This is a genomic window from Shewanella psychrotolerans, from assembly GCF_019457595.1.
In the GTDB taxonomy this organism is placed as follows: Bacteria; Pseudomonadota; Gammaproteobacteria; order Enterobacterales; family Shewanellaceae; genus Shewanella; species Shewanella psychrotolerans.
In genome coordinates, this window is record NZ_CP080419.1 from 3,618,064 (window position 1) to 3,635,099 (window position 17,036).

Sequence of the window (17,036 nt, forward strand, 5' to 3'; positions counted from 1 at the left end):
TTTACTCATTGCGCAGTCCCCTTACCTTTCTCAACCAACTCAACAAATAGCTCCTCTAAACGGTTCGCCTTATTGCGCATAGACAACACTTCGATCCCTTGCTCACTGAGGTGAGCAAACACACTGTTGATACTATGCTCTTTGGCCACATCAACCTCTAAGGTGTGCGGATCGATTAAGCGGCAATTAATCCCAGATATCTCAGGTGCTTGGTTAAGATCGTCGCGCAGATCAAACACGAAGGTTTCCATGTTCAAGCGGCTTAGCAAAGATTTCATGCTGGTGCACTCCACCAATACCCCTTTATCGATAATACCGATATTGCGGCACAGCATCTCCGCTTCTTCAAGGTAATGAGTGGTCAAGATGATAGTGACACCTTGTTTATTAAGCTCGGTTAAAAAGGTCCACATGGAGCGACGTAGCTCAATATCGACGCCAGCGGTGGGTTCATCGAGGATCAGTAACTTTGGCTCATGCATTAAGGCGCGAGCGATCATCAATCGGCGCTTCATGCCGCCCGATAATGCGCGGGCAGGTGAGTTACGCTTCTCCCATAAATCGAGCTGGCTTAAATACTTCTTCGCTCGCTGCAGGGCCACATCACGAGACACACCGAAATATCCTGCCTGATTGACCACGATCTGCTGCACGGTTTCAAACTGGTTGAAATTAAACTCTTGCGGCACTAAGCCTATCGACATCTTAGCTAACTCAAGATGAGTATCGATATCGTGTTCGAACACCTTTACCTTACCTGCGCTTTTTTGTACCAAGGAACAGATAATACCAATGGTCGTCGACTTACCCGCCCCGTTAGGGCCTAACAGGGCAAAGAAATCCCCCGCGTTAACCTTAAGGCTTATTCCTTTTACCGCTTCGACACCGCCTTTATAGGTTTTCTTGAGCGAGTCGATGACTAAAGCATATGGCTCGTTGGTCATTACTTACTTCCGTTAGTTGGGTTAAACATAAAACAAAAACTCCCGCACTGGGCAGGAGTTTCAAATTTGATTCACTGACGAACTTAATCGAGTGGCACCACTTTAGCGATATGAGGCAAGTTACGATATTGCTCAGCATAATCGATACCATAACCAACGATAAACTCGTCAGGAATGGTGAAACCGATAAAATCGACATGCACATCCACTTCGCGGCGCTCTGGTTTATCTAGCAAGGTGCACAAGGTTAGACTCTTGGGTCCGCGTAGCATTAACATCTCTCGTACCTTGTTCAAGGTATTACCAGAATCAATAAGATCTTCAACGATCAATACATCGCGGCCTTCGATATCTGACTGCACATCTTTAAGGATTTTGACATCCCGAGAGCTACTCATCGCATTACCATAACTAGATACCGACATAAAATCGATCTCCACATGGCCTTTAATACGACGACAAAGATCGGCCATAAAGACCACAGAACCTTTTAATAGACCCACCATTAACAAACGCTCGCTATTAGCGTAATGCGCGTTAATCTGCTCTGCTAGGATATCCAGTTGTTGCTCAATCTCATCTGCGGAGATCATCACTTCGATGGTGTGTTTCATACTACTCTCAAAAATTGTCTTAATGGTCGCTATTGCTGGCACTGTGCTTATCATAGCCCCAACGCTTAGTTAACGCGTGGTCGACGCCCAGATGATCTAAAATCCGAGCGACCATGAAGTCTACCAGATCTTCAACCGATTTGGGATCATGATAAAAGCCCGGCGCAGCTGGCATTATGGTTACACCTAGTTTAGACAGGGACAACATGTGCTCTAAGTGTATGCTGCTAAAAGGAGTTTCTCTTGGCACCATAATCAACTGACCACGCTCTTTTATTACGACATCTGCAGCCCGCTCTAACAAACTGTTGCTCATTCCGGTCGCCACCGCCGCTAAGGTGCCTGTGCTGCAGGGACAGATCACCATCTGTTTAGGTGCAGCCGAACCCGATGCTGGCGGCGAGAACCACTCCTCTTTGCCAAGCACATGCAGTTCACCGCTAATAGCCACACCCTTTTCTGCAAACAAGGTCAACAGCTGCGCCTTGGCTTTATCGCCATTGGCACTGAGCTGTAAACCATGCTCAGTCGCCAGCACCACCCGCGCCGCACTCGATATCATCAAGAACACTTGATAGTCGGCCACCAGCAAACACTCGAGTAATTTAAGCCCATAAGGTGCACCCGATGCCCCGGTCCACGCTAAACTGATCGCCTTGGCCTTTCTTGGATAATTCATTTTGTTCTCTTAAATTGAAAGCACCTAAGCACTAGGCACTAGGCACTAGCTTAGCGAGTAACTTACCGTGTAAGCCACCAAAGCCGCCGTTACTCATCACAATAATGGTGTCACCGGGTTTGGCCTCACTTGCTACTGCCTCGACCACATCCTCTATTTGGTATAGCACAGCAACAGGCAATGTCGCTCTAGCCATCGCCGCCTCAACATCCCAATCGATATTATCGGCCTGATATAAAAATGCCGCATCAGCAAGGGCCATAGATCCCGCTAAGGTCGCTTTATGTACCCCACGTTTCATGGTGTTCGATCGCGGCTCAAGCACCACTATAATACGCCCCTCGCCCACTTTAGCGCGGCAACCCTGTAAGGTTGTCGCTATCGCTGTAGGATGATGGGCAAAATCATCGTATACCTCAATGCCATTGACCGTGCCAATCAGCTCCATTCGGCGCTTAGGTGGAGCAAACTTGGCTAATGCCTCAATCGCCGCCAAAGGCTTAACGCCCACATGACGCGCCGCTGCTATCGCCATGGTGGCATTTTCCACATTGTGCTGACCAATCAACTGCCAATCTAAGATCCCTTGCGACTCGCCGTCCAAAAACAGCTCGAAGCTATGACCATCATCACTCAGAAGCTCAGTGTGCCAGCCTGTATTGGCCTCATTAACACTATAGGTTTCCTGCTCACTCCAGCAACCCATATCGATCACCTCACGCACGGCAACGCTATCCCTTGGCCAGATAACCTTACCTTGGCCAGGCACTGTACGTATTACGTGATTAAACTGACGTTGGATCGCTTTTAAGTCATCGAAGATATCAGCGTGATCGAATTCGAGGTTATTGATGACTAGCGTACGAGGTTGATAGTGAACAAACTTAGAGCGCTTATCGAAAAACGCACTGTCATATTCATCGGCCTCGACCACAAAAAATGGCGAGCCACCGAGACGCGCCGACACCCCAAAGTTTTGCGGCACACCGCCAATCAAGAAACCCGGCTCGTAGCCGCAATCTTGTAAAATCCACGCCAACATACTCGAAGTAGAAGTTTTACCGTGAGTCCCAGATACCGCTAATACCCAGCGCCCCTGCAGAATATGCTCGGCTAAAAACTGCGGCCCAGAGGTGTATTTTAACCCACGATTCAGTACCGCCTCGACACATGGATTACCGCGACTCATGGCATTACCTATCACCACCAGATCCGGTGCATCATCTTCATTGTGTCCTAGCTGACTAGGATCAAAACCTTGGATCAGTTCAATACCCTGCTCTTCGAGCTGGGTGCTCATCGGCGGATAGACGTTGGCATCGCTGCCGGTAACCTTGTGACCATTGGCTCTGGCAAGCAGTGCAAGACCACCCATAAAGGTGCCGCAAATGCCAAGAATATGTACATGCATGGGGTTGGCTCTAGATGAGGAATAATCTGTCGGTATTCTAACGATTTGGGATGCCATTGTCAGTTAACAATACTTTAAATAACTATTTGAGTTCTGGCTGGAGCCACTAGGAAGTGGTTTTCAAACTGCATTTGAATGGCTAGCGCCGAAAGTGCGGCCTTGCGGTCGAGATAAATCGTGGAATGCCATTCCGCACAAAGGGATGCGACCTTACGGCCGAGGAAAGTCGTGGGTCTTCAACCCACGACCTTAATCCAAACGAAGTTTGGAAAAGCTTACCTCGGTCGTAAAACCGCATAACCACATCAACAATAAATCCATATTAAATTTTGATATCGCCAAACTCAGGTTGTGGCTACGATAAACCCCATCGAAGTTGCCGAAGTGGCTAACAGAAAATAATGTGAGACTCACATGGATGTGAGGCTAGCTTTCGGGGGGCATGGATGCCCCATCGGAAGCGTCAGTTATTTTCAAATAGCCGCGTAGGAAGAACAACTTCGTCTGGGGCGGCACGGGGAGATGCAAGAGGGGGATTGCTGTTGATCCCCTTCTTGCCCTGGTGTGGAATGGAATTCCACGACTTTCTCGGTCGCAAGACCGCACTCCCTAAAACCCTTAATCATTCCCCGAAATAAGATGTAACGGCGCATCATCACTGAGATAAGCTTCATCAACTTGATCGAGATGGTTGTAACGTATCATCTCGCGAATACCATCAATATACGCCTGTCCTCGCTCAGAATACTTATCTAAGGTGCCAGCAAGCTCTAGCCCGGTAATGGGTTGGTTATCGGCACGCAGTTTAGCCCGCAGCGCACGTAACTTCTGATAGGCATTATTGGTATTTAAGTTAAGCAGATAACCTTCGACCGAGTCTAGCGGTGTATCGAAACGCGCTAATCCATAGTTACCAAGCTCTTTGCGCTGCTGATTAGGGATCATGCCATTACCGCTAAAATCCCATTGACCAAAAAAGGCGTTACCCTCAACCGTAAATCGCGAGGTTGCCCAGCCACTTTCCTCTGCAGCCTGAGCGAGTACTAATGACGGTGGCATAATATCCACTTGTTCGAGTAGCTGCTGACGCTGCTCCTCAGTCAAGGCAGTGATAGTTTGGTCTCGACTCAGAAGACGATATTTTAGTGCCATATTGATTAACTTAGGATCATCTAAGCTTGCCTCGGCAACGAGTTGGCGTTGGAGGAGAATGTTTTCATTGGCGACGAGGATCAGTGGTGCCATCAAACGAAAAAACACCATCTTTTTCTGTTGAACTGGGATCTGTGATGAAGTTTGCTGCCAACTTTTACCCACAGCTTCAAACGTTAATCTCGGCACCTCTCGATTACCTTGTTGCCAGCTCTCAGTGGTGTAGTTGAGCTTATCAAATAGTGCCGACAACTCATCCAAGGAGCTTATTTTAATATCTTTAGGGGCTTTTTCGGGACGCTGTTGTGACACAGTTTTAAAGCCGGTTTGTGTCTTATCAGACCCTGGCGCAGTGGCTAGCTCACTGGCATTAGACACCGGCATCCCCATACCAGCAGAGGCGAGCGCCTCCTGCATTGAAATATCCAATGTCTCGCTGCGCTGCTTTGTGAGGTAGAAGATGAGCGATAGAATCGCAACACTTACCACTATGAATAGGGCGATATTCTTTTTAGTTATTTTTGTCCCATTGCCATGGCTTTGGCCATCGTTCAACTCAGTGTCATTTTTCGGCATCACATCATCCCAAATCTCAAATGTTCACCTTACTCTAACCGATTGTGGAACGAGAGTCTGCTGTGACAACGTCACCGGCATCATGTACCGCCTAATGAGGTGCATCAATCGCTTTTAACTTGTTTAAAAAACAAAAAATGTCGCATTTTCGTATGTCAAACCATGTTAATCGTCCTAACTAATCTATGGATATATTGTCCGCCTTTTAGCCTAGGGATGTTGTGAATGCCCTTAATGCACGACTAGATGGATATAGAAGGTAGGGCGAAGCACGACTAAAGGTATTTAGGAGATAGGATAACGCATGGAGCACTTCTCGAGGATGCTAGAGCCTGGGGAGCTTACCTAATAAGCGCTAACCTTTAGTGCTAAATCCTCGCTGAGCGATCAAATCTTTATACTAATTGGTATTAATCTTTAGCGATGACTCTTCGCCCAACTTTACCTTTCTCTATTTCACTATCGATGACCAATCTCAATGCAAACACCTTTTTGCAAATGTTGTAAGAAATTGTGATCGAATCGATCTTGTTAATTCATCTATACGAGCCGGATCACATAAATTACTTTCGTCATACAATACCATCATTGTCATTACTTCAGGGTAAGATTAAAAGTTCAGATATCACTGATACAAAAGAACATTTACCTAGGTTAAACATCTAGCAATGCAATGTATTTCGATATATCTGACCTTTGGGAGCCGTCCGTAGATCGGGGGGCATAAACTAAGAAATTAAGTTATATCGACGTTAAAATTTAGGAGCTCAACATGAACATTTCAGTATCTAAATGCGCTGCCATTGCAACTTTATGTTTAATCGGTTTTTCTAGCACAGCTTCTGCAGCGATGGACCCTCAACTTGAGAACACATTAATCCAAGTGTGCAAAGCCGGTGCAAGTAATAAAATCACCACTTTTAATAACACTATGCGTGACTACCGTATTAACAAACATGTCGTGTTTCCACGCTTAGTGTGCAATGGCCAGAATTTTTATCAGTTTGCCTTTAATCAAGGCGCTTATAAAACAGCTAATAAAATTAACCAGTATGTTCAAGGTCGAGTCACCATCAAAGATCTTGCTCAAACTAATATCTCTAAGGAGGTCTATGCCGTCAACTATTAACAGATACACTTAGGTGATCTTGTGAAATTGTTAGAATCTCTCCCTTTTATGGCTATGCCACTCGCTTAACCACCCATTAAGCGTATTTATCCCTATCACATGATTGTGATAGGGATTTTTTATGCCTATATCTTTCCACTACCACAAACTCTAGCGTTATTCATCTACAAACGGCACGCCAAACGTGACGTTAGCCGCAGTTTTTTTAATCAGCTCATGCTACAAACAGAAGCTGCTTAATGTTTATTTTTTAGCCAATTTAAGGAGCGTTAAATCGACTTCTTATAATTGAAAATGCAGATGTTATGCAGTTAATGCAAAGGATATCGCTATGCTGAAAAAAGTGAGCCGCCTCGATTACTTTACACTACAAGTGTTTATTGGGTTGATTGAGCTTAAAAATGGCAGCGCGGTTGCAGACAGAATGCAAACAACCCAGTCTAAGATCAGTCGAAGCCTAACCTGCTTACGCGAAGTATTAGAAGATGAACTCTTTGTTCGCCAGCAATATGGATTTGAGCCAAATCAAGTGGCGCTTAAGATCTATCCAATGGTGCAAACGGTTTTGGAGCAATACGACAAAATTGTCGCGACGACCATAGATAAAGGCACAGAACCATACCAACTCAGCGTAGCCACCTATGAGCAATGGTCACTGATGGCAATGAACTGCGTGCATGAGACTTGTCACTGTATCGAAGGCGGAGTCAGTATCAATATTCTGCCTTGGACAGACAACATAGCTCAGCGTTTATGTCAGGGTAAAATCGATTGCAGTATTTCTACCGAACCGATTAACCACACCATGGTGAACAATTACAAGCTCGGCGATATTAGCTATTTCTTTATCGTCGCCAGAACTGGCCACCCGATTCTGACATCAAGCCAGCCATTGGTAGACCTATTCAACTACCCTCTTGCGCTGGTGAATACCAACTTACATGAGCAACAAGCCCACCCGATAGAAGAATATGCTACTGCACACAATCTCAATATTAAGATCGCCCTTAAGAGTCCAAGTTTACGGATGTTGGTCGACCACGTATGTCATTGTGACGATATCGCTTTACTCTCATCGGCTATGTCGATGGTTTATTTTGAAAACCGCAATGATGTCGACTATATCGACGTATCTCAGCTTTGGCGTGAAACCAGTGGAATAGAGTGCGAGAGTTACTATTTGCATTGCCATAAAAGCATCAAACCACAATTAGTTAACTGCTTAAAAACGGTTCTTACAGAGAAACTAACTGAGATGCAGTCTCACTATGATGCGGTTGCTTCGGGCCATAATCTAACCTGTGATAGCTCAACAGAACCGACTGCAAAACATTCCTCTAAACACTGCTGTCCTCATGGAACAAGCAATCGCTCGTCAACGGATGGCATGACCAAATCCCACTGCCCTAACGACACCAGCGATGATCCAGCACCAAGATGTTGCGATAACTAACGCTCAATCAGTATAAGGCTTTAATGCCTTAGTTAGTGGACGCTCTGATTGATCAGTAATGTGATCTCATTTTTAAGCCAATCAAGATGTGAGCTGGGATGATGTTTAGCACTGATAAGATAGAGCATTGGTTGAGGCTGCTCTCGATAAAGTAATTCGGTATCGATGGCGGATAAACAACAAACGTGCAGCCCGGGTAATAGATGGCTCTGGTCATATACCTTGTTATAGGGCAGTAAACTCACCGTCTTATTATCAGACAGGTAACGGAAGAGATCGTGAAATCCCAACCCTGTTTGCGCGTTGTCATAGGGCGCCTGGTGACAAAACAGCTTTTGATGACGGCAAAAGGCTTGGAACGGATCTAGGGACGATCTATTTAATGAACTAAATGCACTGAGATAGGGATAACTCGCGATATTAACTAAGCTAATCTCTTGATTTAATATTGGATGATGCAGACCACACAATAGATAAAGGTGCGTTAATCTCTTTAGCGGTATCACCTCAAGACGGGGATCATTTTGTAATAATTCAGGGTTAGATTCACTGAGTATGGCAATATCAATCAGCCCATTAGCCGTATCTTCCAAAATATCTTCCGAGCCACTGCGTAACTCAAAACTGAGCGGCACGTGTGCTGAGTTGATCGCGGTACTCAAGTGCTGAGGAAAATGCTGGATCAGCAGGTCGCTGACATAAATCACCATCGCCGTGTTTAGCTCTAGCGGGTTAAGTTGATTCAATTGATACAGATGCTCGGAGCATTGCACTAACTCCTTCACAATTGGATAGAGTTGCCGCGTAAACTCGTTAGGTTCGAGGCCATGCTTTTTTCGAATAAATAATGGATTATTAAAAATCATCCTCGCATGTTGTAGGCAACGACTCACTTTAGGTGCTGGTATATTCATATCGATAGCAACCGAAGAAGCTGAATGCTTTTCATAAAGATTAACCAATATATTAGCACTAAGCATATCCAAGCTATCTAGAGTTATATTTTTCATTTAAAAATACCTCCACAATATTAAATACACCAAGTTAAATTATAACCAACATAATGGTTTTAACAATGTTCCTATACATAATTAATAAATTAAATAAAATAGACTTAGATCATAATTCTTAATTTCAATGGTTTACAGGTGTAGTGCAAACCACTAATTTAAAACAAAATTAAAAGCATTTAAACCTAAAAACAAGATATTCACAATTTAATAACTACATATCCAACTATTGATAATCTACAATTCCAAATAGCTAAAACCAGCTATCAGACCCACCACTAAATTTTAATAATTTGATTTCAATAATTATTGTAAATATCCAGCATAAAGTAATAATAAAATGGAGAGTTAAAAATAGAAGTACTAATGGAGGTTTATCATGAACGCCACCGCTACAGTTATTTTAAGTTATGCATTTATGTATTTTGTTTTATTCATAATTGTTCCTCTCGTAATCGTGACCTTCGTAATGACTTGCATAAAGTTCTTTAGATCAAATGAGGTTCAGATGGTCGATGCAACGGTAAGCATCAAGCCCCACTTGCTCGATAAGGAGTCTATGCATTTCCTAAAAAGCTTAAAATCAATCGCGAGTAATCGCTACGATGTGCTGTACGGGGCGTCTCTGGTTAATGTGGTCGATATTGATGATTCAATAAAAAATCACGAAGAGGTTCAGGACTTCATGGAACATTGCCACCTAGATTATGTGGTCGTCGACAATGAATCATCAGCGGTCAAATTAGTGGTTAGCGACCCAGATGCCAGCTCAGATGAACAGATGAAGTTTGTCGAAAAATGTTTAGATTACATCGGTGTACAATTTATCAAATTAGATAAAGATAAGCACTGTGACGAAGCCCTACTGCGCAATGCCCTCGCAGCCTGATGGTTAACGTAACTCAAGCAGTAATCGCGCAACCGAGCGTCAAACTTACCACTTGGCGCTCTCCTCTAAAGCCGAGATCATGTTCACCCTAAGGTGTAAGGATACGGTATGTGCCAAATTAGCCGTTATATCTCAATTCTGCTCTATGTCGCCGTTACGACATGCGTTTGGTGCGGTATCCCAACCCCAAGCATTGCAGCAGATAATGCAACAAGTCATACAACAAGCAGCACATGTATGAAGTGCCATAAGCGTAATGGTCAACTACTAGGCATACATGCAAATCCAGGACTGGCGATCCAATGCCAAGATTGTCATGGTAAAAAAGGCAATCATCCTAAAAAAGATTCACAAATAAATACCTTTGGTGCCGGTAGCCTGGTGCCCGTCGATAAACAAGTCGCCATCTGCCTCGCATGTCATGATCATCAAGCCTTGGCCGAAGCCGAGTGGACTCACAATGTGCACGCAACCAAACTTGCTTGCGCCCAATGCCACAAGCTACATCCAGAATCCGATCCTATGTTGACGTTAGACAGCAAACAACATAGCCAATTATGTGTTACCTGCCATCGGGTCAATCAATAGGAGGCCTGTTATGGAACATTCAAAACGACAATTTCTAAAAGGCTGCGGCGCACTACTAGCTGGGGTATCGGTTTATAGCGTCACTAAATCCCCCCTAGCCGAAAACACCGATACTGAAGCGCAGGCCGAGATAAAGTATGCCATGGTTCACGATGAGAACATCTGCATAGGCTGTAATGCCTGCGTAGAGGCCTGCCGCGAAGTCAATCATGTACCAGAGGGTGTCACTCGACTCAAAATCGATCGTACAGGGCCTTTTGGGGAATACCCAGAACAGAGCTACCGTTTCAATCGCGTCTCTTGTCAACACTGTGAAGCAGCACCTTGCGTCAGAGTTTGTCCAACAGGCGCAGCTTACATAGATAAAAAAACCGGTATCGTCGCGGTGCACGAAGAACGTTGTGTCGGCTGCCAATACTGTATTGCCGCCTGCCCTTATCAGGTTCGTTTTATTAACCCTGAGACCCGCACCGCCGACAAATGCGATTTCTGTCAGCAGACCCAATTGAAGCAGGGATTAGCGCCTGCCTGTGTGCTGGCTTGCCCAACTAAGGCATTAACCTTTGGCAATTTAAAAGACCCTGACTCAGACCTAGTACGGCTCTTAAAGAGTAAACCGACCTATCGCTCTAAAGTCGATCTCGGTACTCGGCCTAAATTGTTCCATGTGCAAATCATTGATGGGGAGATAATGCTATGAGTGCTTTTCACTTTGAAGGCCTAGTATGGCATTGGCCTATTGCCATCTATCTGTTCTTAGCGGGACTATCAGCTGGCGCAGTGTTTTTCGCTATCATGCTCAAACATTTTAAATTGGCAGGTGAAGCCTACCATTCCCCTTTCGTGCAGGCAGCGGCAATCATCGCGCCAATCACCGTATTTGGCGGTTTAGGGATATTGGTATTCGATCTTACCAAGCCCTTAGATTTCTGGAAGATTTTGGTGTTTTACAATACCACTTCAGTGATGTCTATGGGGGTCTTGGTATTGATGGCCTATCAGGTTGCGTTATTTGCTTGGATAGCCTGTATCTTCAACAAGATGATACTTCAACTGCTAGGTGACAGATTGGCATTTGTCAGCCGCATGATTAAATGGCTAGTTAAGCAAGAAGCGGCTATTACCGGCGTGTTGGTGATTTTGTCTATCTCATTAGGGGCGTACACTGGCTTCTTACTATCGGCGCTAATCGGCTTCCCACTACTGAATAACCCTGTGCTGCCTTTGCTATTTTTAATCTCAGGTTTATCCTCTGGCGCAGCAGCAACACTGCTCGGTGGAGTGCTTTTACGAGGCAACCCCAATGGTATCGAAGTGCGCTTTATCCATGGCATCGAAATTCCGATGATCTTGGTGGAGATTGGCCTGATATTTACCTTCTTTGTTGGGCTTATTCTTTCAGGTGGCCAAAGCCAAGTGGCGGCGCTTAACGCTATAGGCTATGGCTTTTGGGGCTGGATATTTTGGGGGGGAGTGATAGGTGTCGGACTGACACTACCCCTTGCAGCCAACCTATGGATGAAGGTGTCAGCGGACCGTAAATTTACCTATGTTGCGGTTACTGCAAGCTTTAGCCTTATCGGGGTATTTTTACTGCGAAACTTCATCCTCTACACAGGACAGATGACAGGGGTATAGAGGCAGCACTAGCTCGAATGCTAAAGTTTGAGTGCTAAAGTTCAGTGTTCTAACTCACCGCAACAACATGATCCCCCAAGGCGCATCGATTACCAAATGGTGCGCCTTATGATTTGACTACACATGTATAGCATTTGATTGCATAACGATTCTATTGTTGTCTATTGCCAAAATTGATGATTAACTTACGACAATATCATCGAGGAGCTAACGCGAGATGGAACCGGATGAGCAAGCATCCTTAACCGAATTACGCGCTGAGCTAGCAGCACTTAAGCGAGAAAATGCCAAGCTTAAACTGTTAAATGCCCGCGCAGAAGAGAAATTATTTGCCGCATTAGATGGCAATGGCTTATGCCTTTGGGAGCAACATATCCCCAGCGGCAACTTAACCATCTTTAACATGAAATGGGGTGAACTACTGGGCTTTAGCCGCGAAGAACTTGCTGCCCATGTAGACAGCTGGAAACAAAACTTGCATCCAGAAGATAAAGAGTGGGTCATAAAAGCCTTTGAAGATCACGTTAACGGTAAGTCCGATTACTATCAGGCCGTCCATCGTATGATCCATAAAGATGGCTCTGTCACTTGGGTATCAGATCGTGGGCGAATCGTCGAACGTAAGGCCGACGGAACGCCGCTACGTATCATGGGAACCCATATGGATATCACCCAAGAAAAACGTTACGAGCAGGAACTCTCCATCTTGGCACACAGCGATCCGCTGACGAACCTGAGTAACCGTAAGGCCCTTACTCGCGCCTTCAATGAACATCAGGCACAATCGAGTCTAGGCGGGGCGCTATTTTTCATCGATCTCGATGGTTTTAAAGGCCTTAACGATAAACTTGGGCATAAGTTTGGCGATCTATTACTGATCCATGTGGCCAACAACTTAAAGATGCTTGCAGGAGAAACGGCTCACTGCGCCCGCATTGGTGGTGATGAGTTTATGATTATGCTGCCCACCACAGATGGGGAGACATTGAGTCAGTTGGCCCAGAAGATACTCGATACCTATGAGCAAGATTTCAAACTCGATGGCTATGATATCTCACTGGGCTTGAGTATTGGGGTGTATTGTTTCAGCCCAGAGGACTCTTTTACTGTCGGCTTAGAGCGAGCGGATGCGGCTATGTACCGAGTCAAAAACCAGGGTAAGCATGGGTATCAATTTTGGCAACCTAGGGTCAAAATCTCAAACTCCCCCTGAGCACTAATGAATAAACCTAAAAAAGGAAGCCGATGCTTCCTTTTTTAATCCACTAAAGCTAACCTAGTCGGCGGCTTATCTTATACCAATCAGTATAAGAAAGTGATCTACTCAGCGTGTTTTTTGGCAACTAATTCAAGGCGAATGGCAGATGGAATGGTCGTTCCCTTGTGAGGCCATTCAACGTAGAAGTAGGAAGCCAAAAACACGCCTAACAGGCGAGTTTTAGCGCTTTTGATGCTGTGTTAACGAGTTTGAGCGTAGAACAACTATGCTCTTCACTCGTTGCCTTGCCTCATCAGCGCTAAATTCTCGCTGAGCGATCACATCTTTATACTAATTGGTATTACCTAAGCACCTTACTTAAAAACGCTTGTGTTCTCGGCTCTTTAGGCTGAGTAAATAGCTCATCTGGCTTACTGTTTTCGACAATATAACCGCCATCCATGAAGATCACTCTATTGGACACATCGCGAGCAAAGCCCATCTCATGGGTCACGATCACCATGGTCATCCCAGCAAGCGCCAATGACTTCATGACATCTAGTACATCGCCAACCATCTCGGGATCCAGTGCCGATGTAGGCTCATCAAACAGCATCAGTTCAGGCTTCATGGCTAACGCGCGGGCAATCGCGACCCGCTGCTTTTGGCCGCCAGAGAGACTAGAGGGGTAAGCTTGCGCCTTGTCGGAAAGCCCCACTTGTTCAAGTAAGGCAAGCGCCTCAATATCGGCATCATTTTGAGTCATTAGGCCTAACTTAACTGGTGCCAGAGTAATGTTTTGCTTAACCGTTTTATGGGGAAACAGATTAAAGTTCTGAAACACCATGCCCACTTTTTGGCGTAGCTTGTCTATGCAAGCACCTTTGGCAGTGATCGATTGACCATCGATGGCAATATCACCCTGTGTTGGTTGCTCGAGCAGATTAATGCAGCGCAGAAACGTACTCTTACCGCTACCACTTGGGCCAATCACACTGACCACCTCACCGCGAGCGATATGCTCATTAATCCCCTTAAGCACCAAATTATCGCCAAAACTTTTATGTAGATTAGTTATATTAATCACTCTGCTTTAACCTCTTCTCAAATTTCGACAACATAAAGGTGAAGCTGTATGTCAGCAGCAAATAGATGAGCGCACAGGTAAACAGCGGCACACTATCTTCAAAAGTTCGGCTACGGATGATCTCTCCAGCGCGCATTAAATCCACTCCACCAATAAAGCCGATCACCGCGGTTTCTTTTAAGAGTACGATGAACTCATTACCTAAGGCGGGCAGAATATTCTTAATCGCTTGAGGCAGTATCACCTCTTTCATGGTCATCCCTTGAGACAAGCCTAAGGAGCGCGCCGCCTCAGTTTGGCCTTTATCGACCGCCTGAATTCCCGCACGGATGATCTCTGAAATATAGGCACCACTATTAAGGCCAAAGGCGATAATGGCCGCTGTAATTTTATCGACATCAAATGCAGCCAGCACGATGAAGTAAAGAATGACTAACTGCACAACGACGGGGGTACCACGTATCACTCCAACGTAAAGCTCCGCTGGCCAGCGCAGATACCATTTAGATGACATCTTCATTAGCGTGGTAGTAATGCCGAGCATCGACCCTAATATCATGGCAAAAAAGGTCACAATTAGCGTGACCTTAAGACCATTTAAGATCAGTAAGATCCCAACCAGACCATCGTCACCTATAGGGGTAAAGAGTGAAGCATTAATTGCATCTATCATGATGGGATCACTTAATATGCTGAGACACGAGCGCCTGATATTCGCCGTTTTTATTCATCTTAATCAAAGTATTATTGATGCTCGACAATAGTTCTGGCTGGGTCTTAGCAACGGCAAAGCCGTAAAACTCAGGAGGAAACGCTAGGTTGATTAACTTGAGATCGGGATTTTTCTCGAGATAGTTGGCCGCAGGTTCACTGTCAAATAAGACGAGATCGACCTTGCCATTCTTCAGCTCCATAATAGCTTCGAATCCGGTGTTAAATGCGGTGATCTCTTGGGTGTATTGCTTCGCCATCATGTCTGCGGTAGAACCCAGCTGCACCGCAAAATGTTTACCAGTGAGATCTTCAATAGTGTGAATACTATCGTCATCTTTATTCACTAGTACCACTTGGGTCGCTTCATAATAGGGAGCAGAAAAATTCACGCTCGCCTCACGCTCTGGAGTAATGGTCATCCCCGATGCAATGAAGTCAATTTTGCCTGAATTTAAAGCTACGATTAACGAGTCAAATTTCATGTTTTCGATCTTAAGAGTTTTGCCTGCATCCTTAGCAATTTGACGCGCTAAATCGATATCAAACCCCTTGATCTCATCACCGCTGGTGCCACCAACATATTCAAAAGGCGGGAACGAGGCATTGGTTCCAACCACCAACACGTCTTGCGGCTTACCACATCCTGTTAACCCCAAGGCCGTAATAAATGCAAAGCAGCCCAATAACATGGATTTTTTCATTGTTAACTCTCTTTTTAATAATAAACACTTAGCTGGGCAGGACTATAAGTTCATTCAATCTCGCAGTCAATACTTATGCATTTATATTGATTATCAATTCACCTTGTTCACTATCCATTTACACTATTAACAATCACCTCGACTAAATCTGTCACAGAAAATATGCCTGAGGTTAATACCCAAAGTGAGATTTGTGGTAGCATCTTGCCATTCCGCTACGCGGCTTAGAACAAGTGTGCGCAACACAGATTTAAGTCTGCAACAGACCCTAAATTACAGGAAGCCATTTTGAGCGATTCAGCAACCCGCCTTAATAAATACATCAGTGAAAGTGGTATCTGTTCACGTAGAGAAGCCGATCGTTATATCGAACAGGGCAATGTATTTATCAATGGTAAACGTGCCCAGATTGGCGATACGGTTAGCTTTGGTGACAAGGTTAAAGTCAATGGCCGTGACATAGAGCCTAGACAGGAAGAAGACTTAGTCTTCATCGCATTAAATAAGCCTGTGGGTATTGTCAGTACCACGGAAAGCACCGAGCGCGATAACATAGTCGATTTTGTTAATCACAGTGACCGAATTTTCCCTATTGGCCGCTTAGATAAAGACTCTCAAGGCTTAATATTCCTGACCAACAATGGCGATCTAGTCAATAAAATTTTGCGTGCGGGTAACAACCACGACAAAGAGTATGTGGTCACCGTCAACAAGCCGATCACCGAAGCGTTTTTAACCGGAATGCGTGCTGGGGTGCCCATGCTTGGGGTGATCACGAAGAAATGTAAGATGGAGCAGATCTCGACGTTCGTGTTTAAGATCGTGCTGGTACAGGGCCTTAACCGTCAGATCCGCAGAATGTGTGAACATTTCAACTTCGAAGTCACCAAACTTGAACGCCAAAGCATAATGAACGTCTCCTTAAAGGGATTACCGATAGGTGAATGGCGTGACTTAGATGATGAGGAGCTTTCAACCCTGTTTAAACTGATAGAGAACTCCTCTTCTGAAGACAAAAAAGCCCCGAAAAAAGCGGTAAAAAAGCCCGCCAAGAAACCCAATAAATCGCTACGGGATAAGATTGAAGGCCCTGAACACTTTATGCAAAATCACGGTGGTAATAAAAAGAAAAAGCCTACTGGCGCCAATAAAGGCAAGCCATCGCACGCAAGACGTCCTAAGCGCTAACACTCGATTCATCGCTAATGCAACGAGTCGATAGCAGCGTTGCATTAGCGGTTACCTTTTCTACA

At 45.0% G+C, this 17,036-nt stretch carries 17 protein-coding genes; 8 read left to right on the top strand and 9 right to left on the bottom strand.

The window, feature by feature from the left end; all coding sequences use genetic code 11:
- Positions 1-5 precede the first annotated feature (5 nt).
- The 5 genes from K0I62_RS15980 to K0I62_RS16000 form a co-directional block, all read right to left on the bottom strand.
- The gene (locus tag K0I62_RS15980; protein ID WP_220069050.1) at positions 6-944 is read right to left on the bottom strand and encodes an ABC transporter ATP-binding protein; all 939 of its coding nucleotides are present in this window, start codon (positions 942-944) and stop codon (positions 6-8) included.
- 83 nt (positions 945-1,027) lie between these two features.
- A complete protein-coding gene (gene hpt, locus K0I62_RS15985; RefSeq protein WP_220069051.1) occupies positions 1,028-1,558 on the bottom strand; it encodes a hypoxanthine phosphoribosyltransferase in 531 nt (176 codons plus the stop codon).
- Between the two features lie 19 nt (positions 1,559-1,577).
- On the bottom strand, positions 1,578-2,237 hold the full coding sequence (locus K0I62_RS15990; RefSeq protein WP_220069052.1) for a flavin prenyltransferase UbiX: 660 nt from the start codon (positions 2,235-2,237) through the stop codon (positions 1,578-1,580).
- Positions 2,238-2,268: 31 nt separating this feature from the next.
- Complete coding sequence (gene mpl / locus K0I62_RS15995; RefSeq protein ID WP_220069053.1) at positions 2,269-3,648, bottom strand: UDP-N-acetylmuramate:L-alanyl-gamma-D-glutamyl-meso-diaminopimelate ligase; 1,380 nt, start codon at positions 3,646-3,648, stop codon at positions 2,269-2,271.
- A 618-nt stretch (positions 3,649-4,266) separates the two neighbouring features.
- Complete coding sequence (locus K0I62_RS16000; RefSeq protein WP_220069054.1) at positions 4,267-5,376, bottom strand: glucosaminidase domain-containing protein; 1,110 nt, start codon at positions 5,374-5,376, stop codon at positions 4,267-4,269.
- A gap of 772 nt (positions 5,377-6,148) precedes the next feature.
- On the opposite strand from K0I62_RS16000, the gene K0I62_RS16005 reads away from it, so the two are divergent.
- Positions 6,149-6,505 (top strand): DUF3718 domain-containing protein, encoded by a 357-nt coding sequence (locus K0I62_RS16005; protein WP_220069055.1) that lies wholly within the window; start codon positions 6,149-6,151, stop codon positions 6,503-6,505.
- A 331-nt stretch (positions 6,506-6,836) separates the two neighbouring features.
- On the top strand, positions 6,837-7,958 hold the full coding sequence (locus K0I62_RS16010) for a LysR family transcriptional regulator (protein WP_220069056.1): 1,122 nt from the start codon (positions 6,837-6,839) through the stop codon (positions 7,956-7,958).
- Positions 7,959-7,990: 32 nt separating this feature from the next.
- On the opposite strand, the gene K0I62_RS16015 is transcribed toward K0I62_RS16010, so the two are convergent.
- Complete coding sequence (locus K0I62_RS16015; protein ID WP_220069057.1) at positions 7,991-8,968, bottom strand: LysR family transcriptional regulator; 978 nt, start codon at positions 8,966-8,968, stop codon at positions 7,991-7,993.
- Positions 8,969-9,476: 508 nt separating this feature from the next.
- Between K0I62_RS16015 and K0I62_RS16020 the strand changes: the two genes are divergently transcribed.
- The 5 genes from K0I62_RS16020 (at position 9,477) to K0I62_RS16040 (ending at position 13,296) form a co-directional block, all read left to right on the top strand.
- Positions 9,477-9,857, top strand: a complete 381-nt coding sequence (locus K0I62_RS16020) for a DUF2726 domain-containing protein (RefSeq protein ID WP_258405018.1) — start codon at positions 9,477-9,479, stop codon at positions 9,855-9,857.
- A 108-nt stretch (positions 9,858-9,965) separates the two neighbouring features.
- The gene (locus K0I62_RS16025; protein ID WP_220069059.1) at positions 9,966-10,445 is read left to right on the top strand and encodes a cytochrome c3 family protein; all 480 of its coding nucleotides are present in this window, start codon (positions 9,966-9,968) and stop codon (positions 10,443-10,445) included.
- Positions 10,446-10,455: 10 nt separating this feature from the next.
- Positions 10,456-11,145 (top strand): 4Fe-4S dicluster domain-containing protein, encoded by a 690-nt coding sequence (locus K0I62_RS16030; RefSeq protein ID WP_220069060.1) that lies wholly within the window; start codon positions 10,456-10,458, stop codon positions 11,143-11,145.
- Positions 11,142-12,083 carry a cytochrome c nitrite reductase subunit NrfD gene (nrfD, locus tag K0I62_RS16035; protein ID WP_220069061.1) on the top strand — a complete coding sequence of 314 codons (942 nt, stop codon included), beginning with the start codon at positions 11,142-11,144 and terminating at the stop codon, positions 12,081-12,083. Before K0I62_RS16030 ends, nrfD begins: the two co-directional genes overlap by 4 nt.
- A 217-nt stretch (positions 12,084-12,300) precedes the next feature.
- Positions 12,301-13,296, top strand: a complete 996-nt coding sequence (locus tag K0I62_RS16040; RefSeq protein ID WP_220069062.1) for a diguanylate cyclase domain-containing protein — start codon at positions 12,301-12,303, stop codon at positions 13,294-13,296.
- Positions 13,297-13,642: 346 nt separating this feature from the next.
- Here K0I62_RS16040 and K0I62_RS16045 read toward each other — a convergent pair whose 3' ends face one another.
- From K0I62_RS16045 to K0I62_RS16055, 3 genes are read right to left on the bottom strand one after another with little or no spacing between them, the layout of a single operon-like run.
- Positions 13,643-14,368: an amino acid ABC transporter ATP-binding protein gene (locus K0I62_RS16045; protein ID WP_220069063.1), complete on the bottom strand. Its 726-nt coding sequence runs from the start codon at positions 14,366-14,368 to the stop codon at positions 13,643-13,645.
- Complete coding sequence (locus K0I62_RS16050) at positions 14,361-15,041, bottom strand: amino acid ABC transporter permease (protein WP_220069064.1); 681 nt, start codon at positions 15,039-15,041, stop codon at positions 14,361-14,363. Before K0I62_RS16050 ends, K0I62_RS16045 begins: the two co-directional genes overlap by 8 nt.
- Before the next feature lie 7 nt (positions 15,042-15,048).
- Positions 15,049-15,783, bottom strand: a complete 735-nt coding sequence (locus K0I62_RS16055; protein ID WP_220069065.1) for a basic amino acid ABC transporter substrate-binding protein — start codon at positions 15,781-15,783, stop codon at positions 15,049-15,051.
- Positions 15,784-16,071: 288 nt separating this feature from the next.
- On the opposite strand from K0I62_RS16055, the gene rluF reads away from it, so the two are divergent.
- Complete coding sequence (gene rluF / locus K0I62_RS16060; protein WP_258405019.1) at positions 16,072-16,971, top strand: 23S rRNA pseudouridine(2604) synthase RluF; 900 nt, start codon at positions 16,072-16,074, stop codon at positions 16,969-16,971.
- Positions 16,972-17,036: the final 65 nt, after the last annotated feature.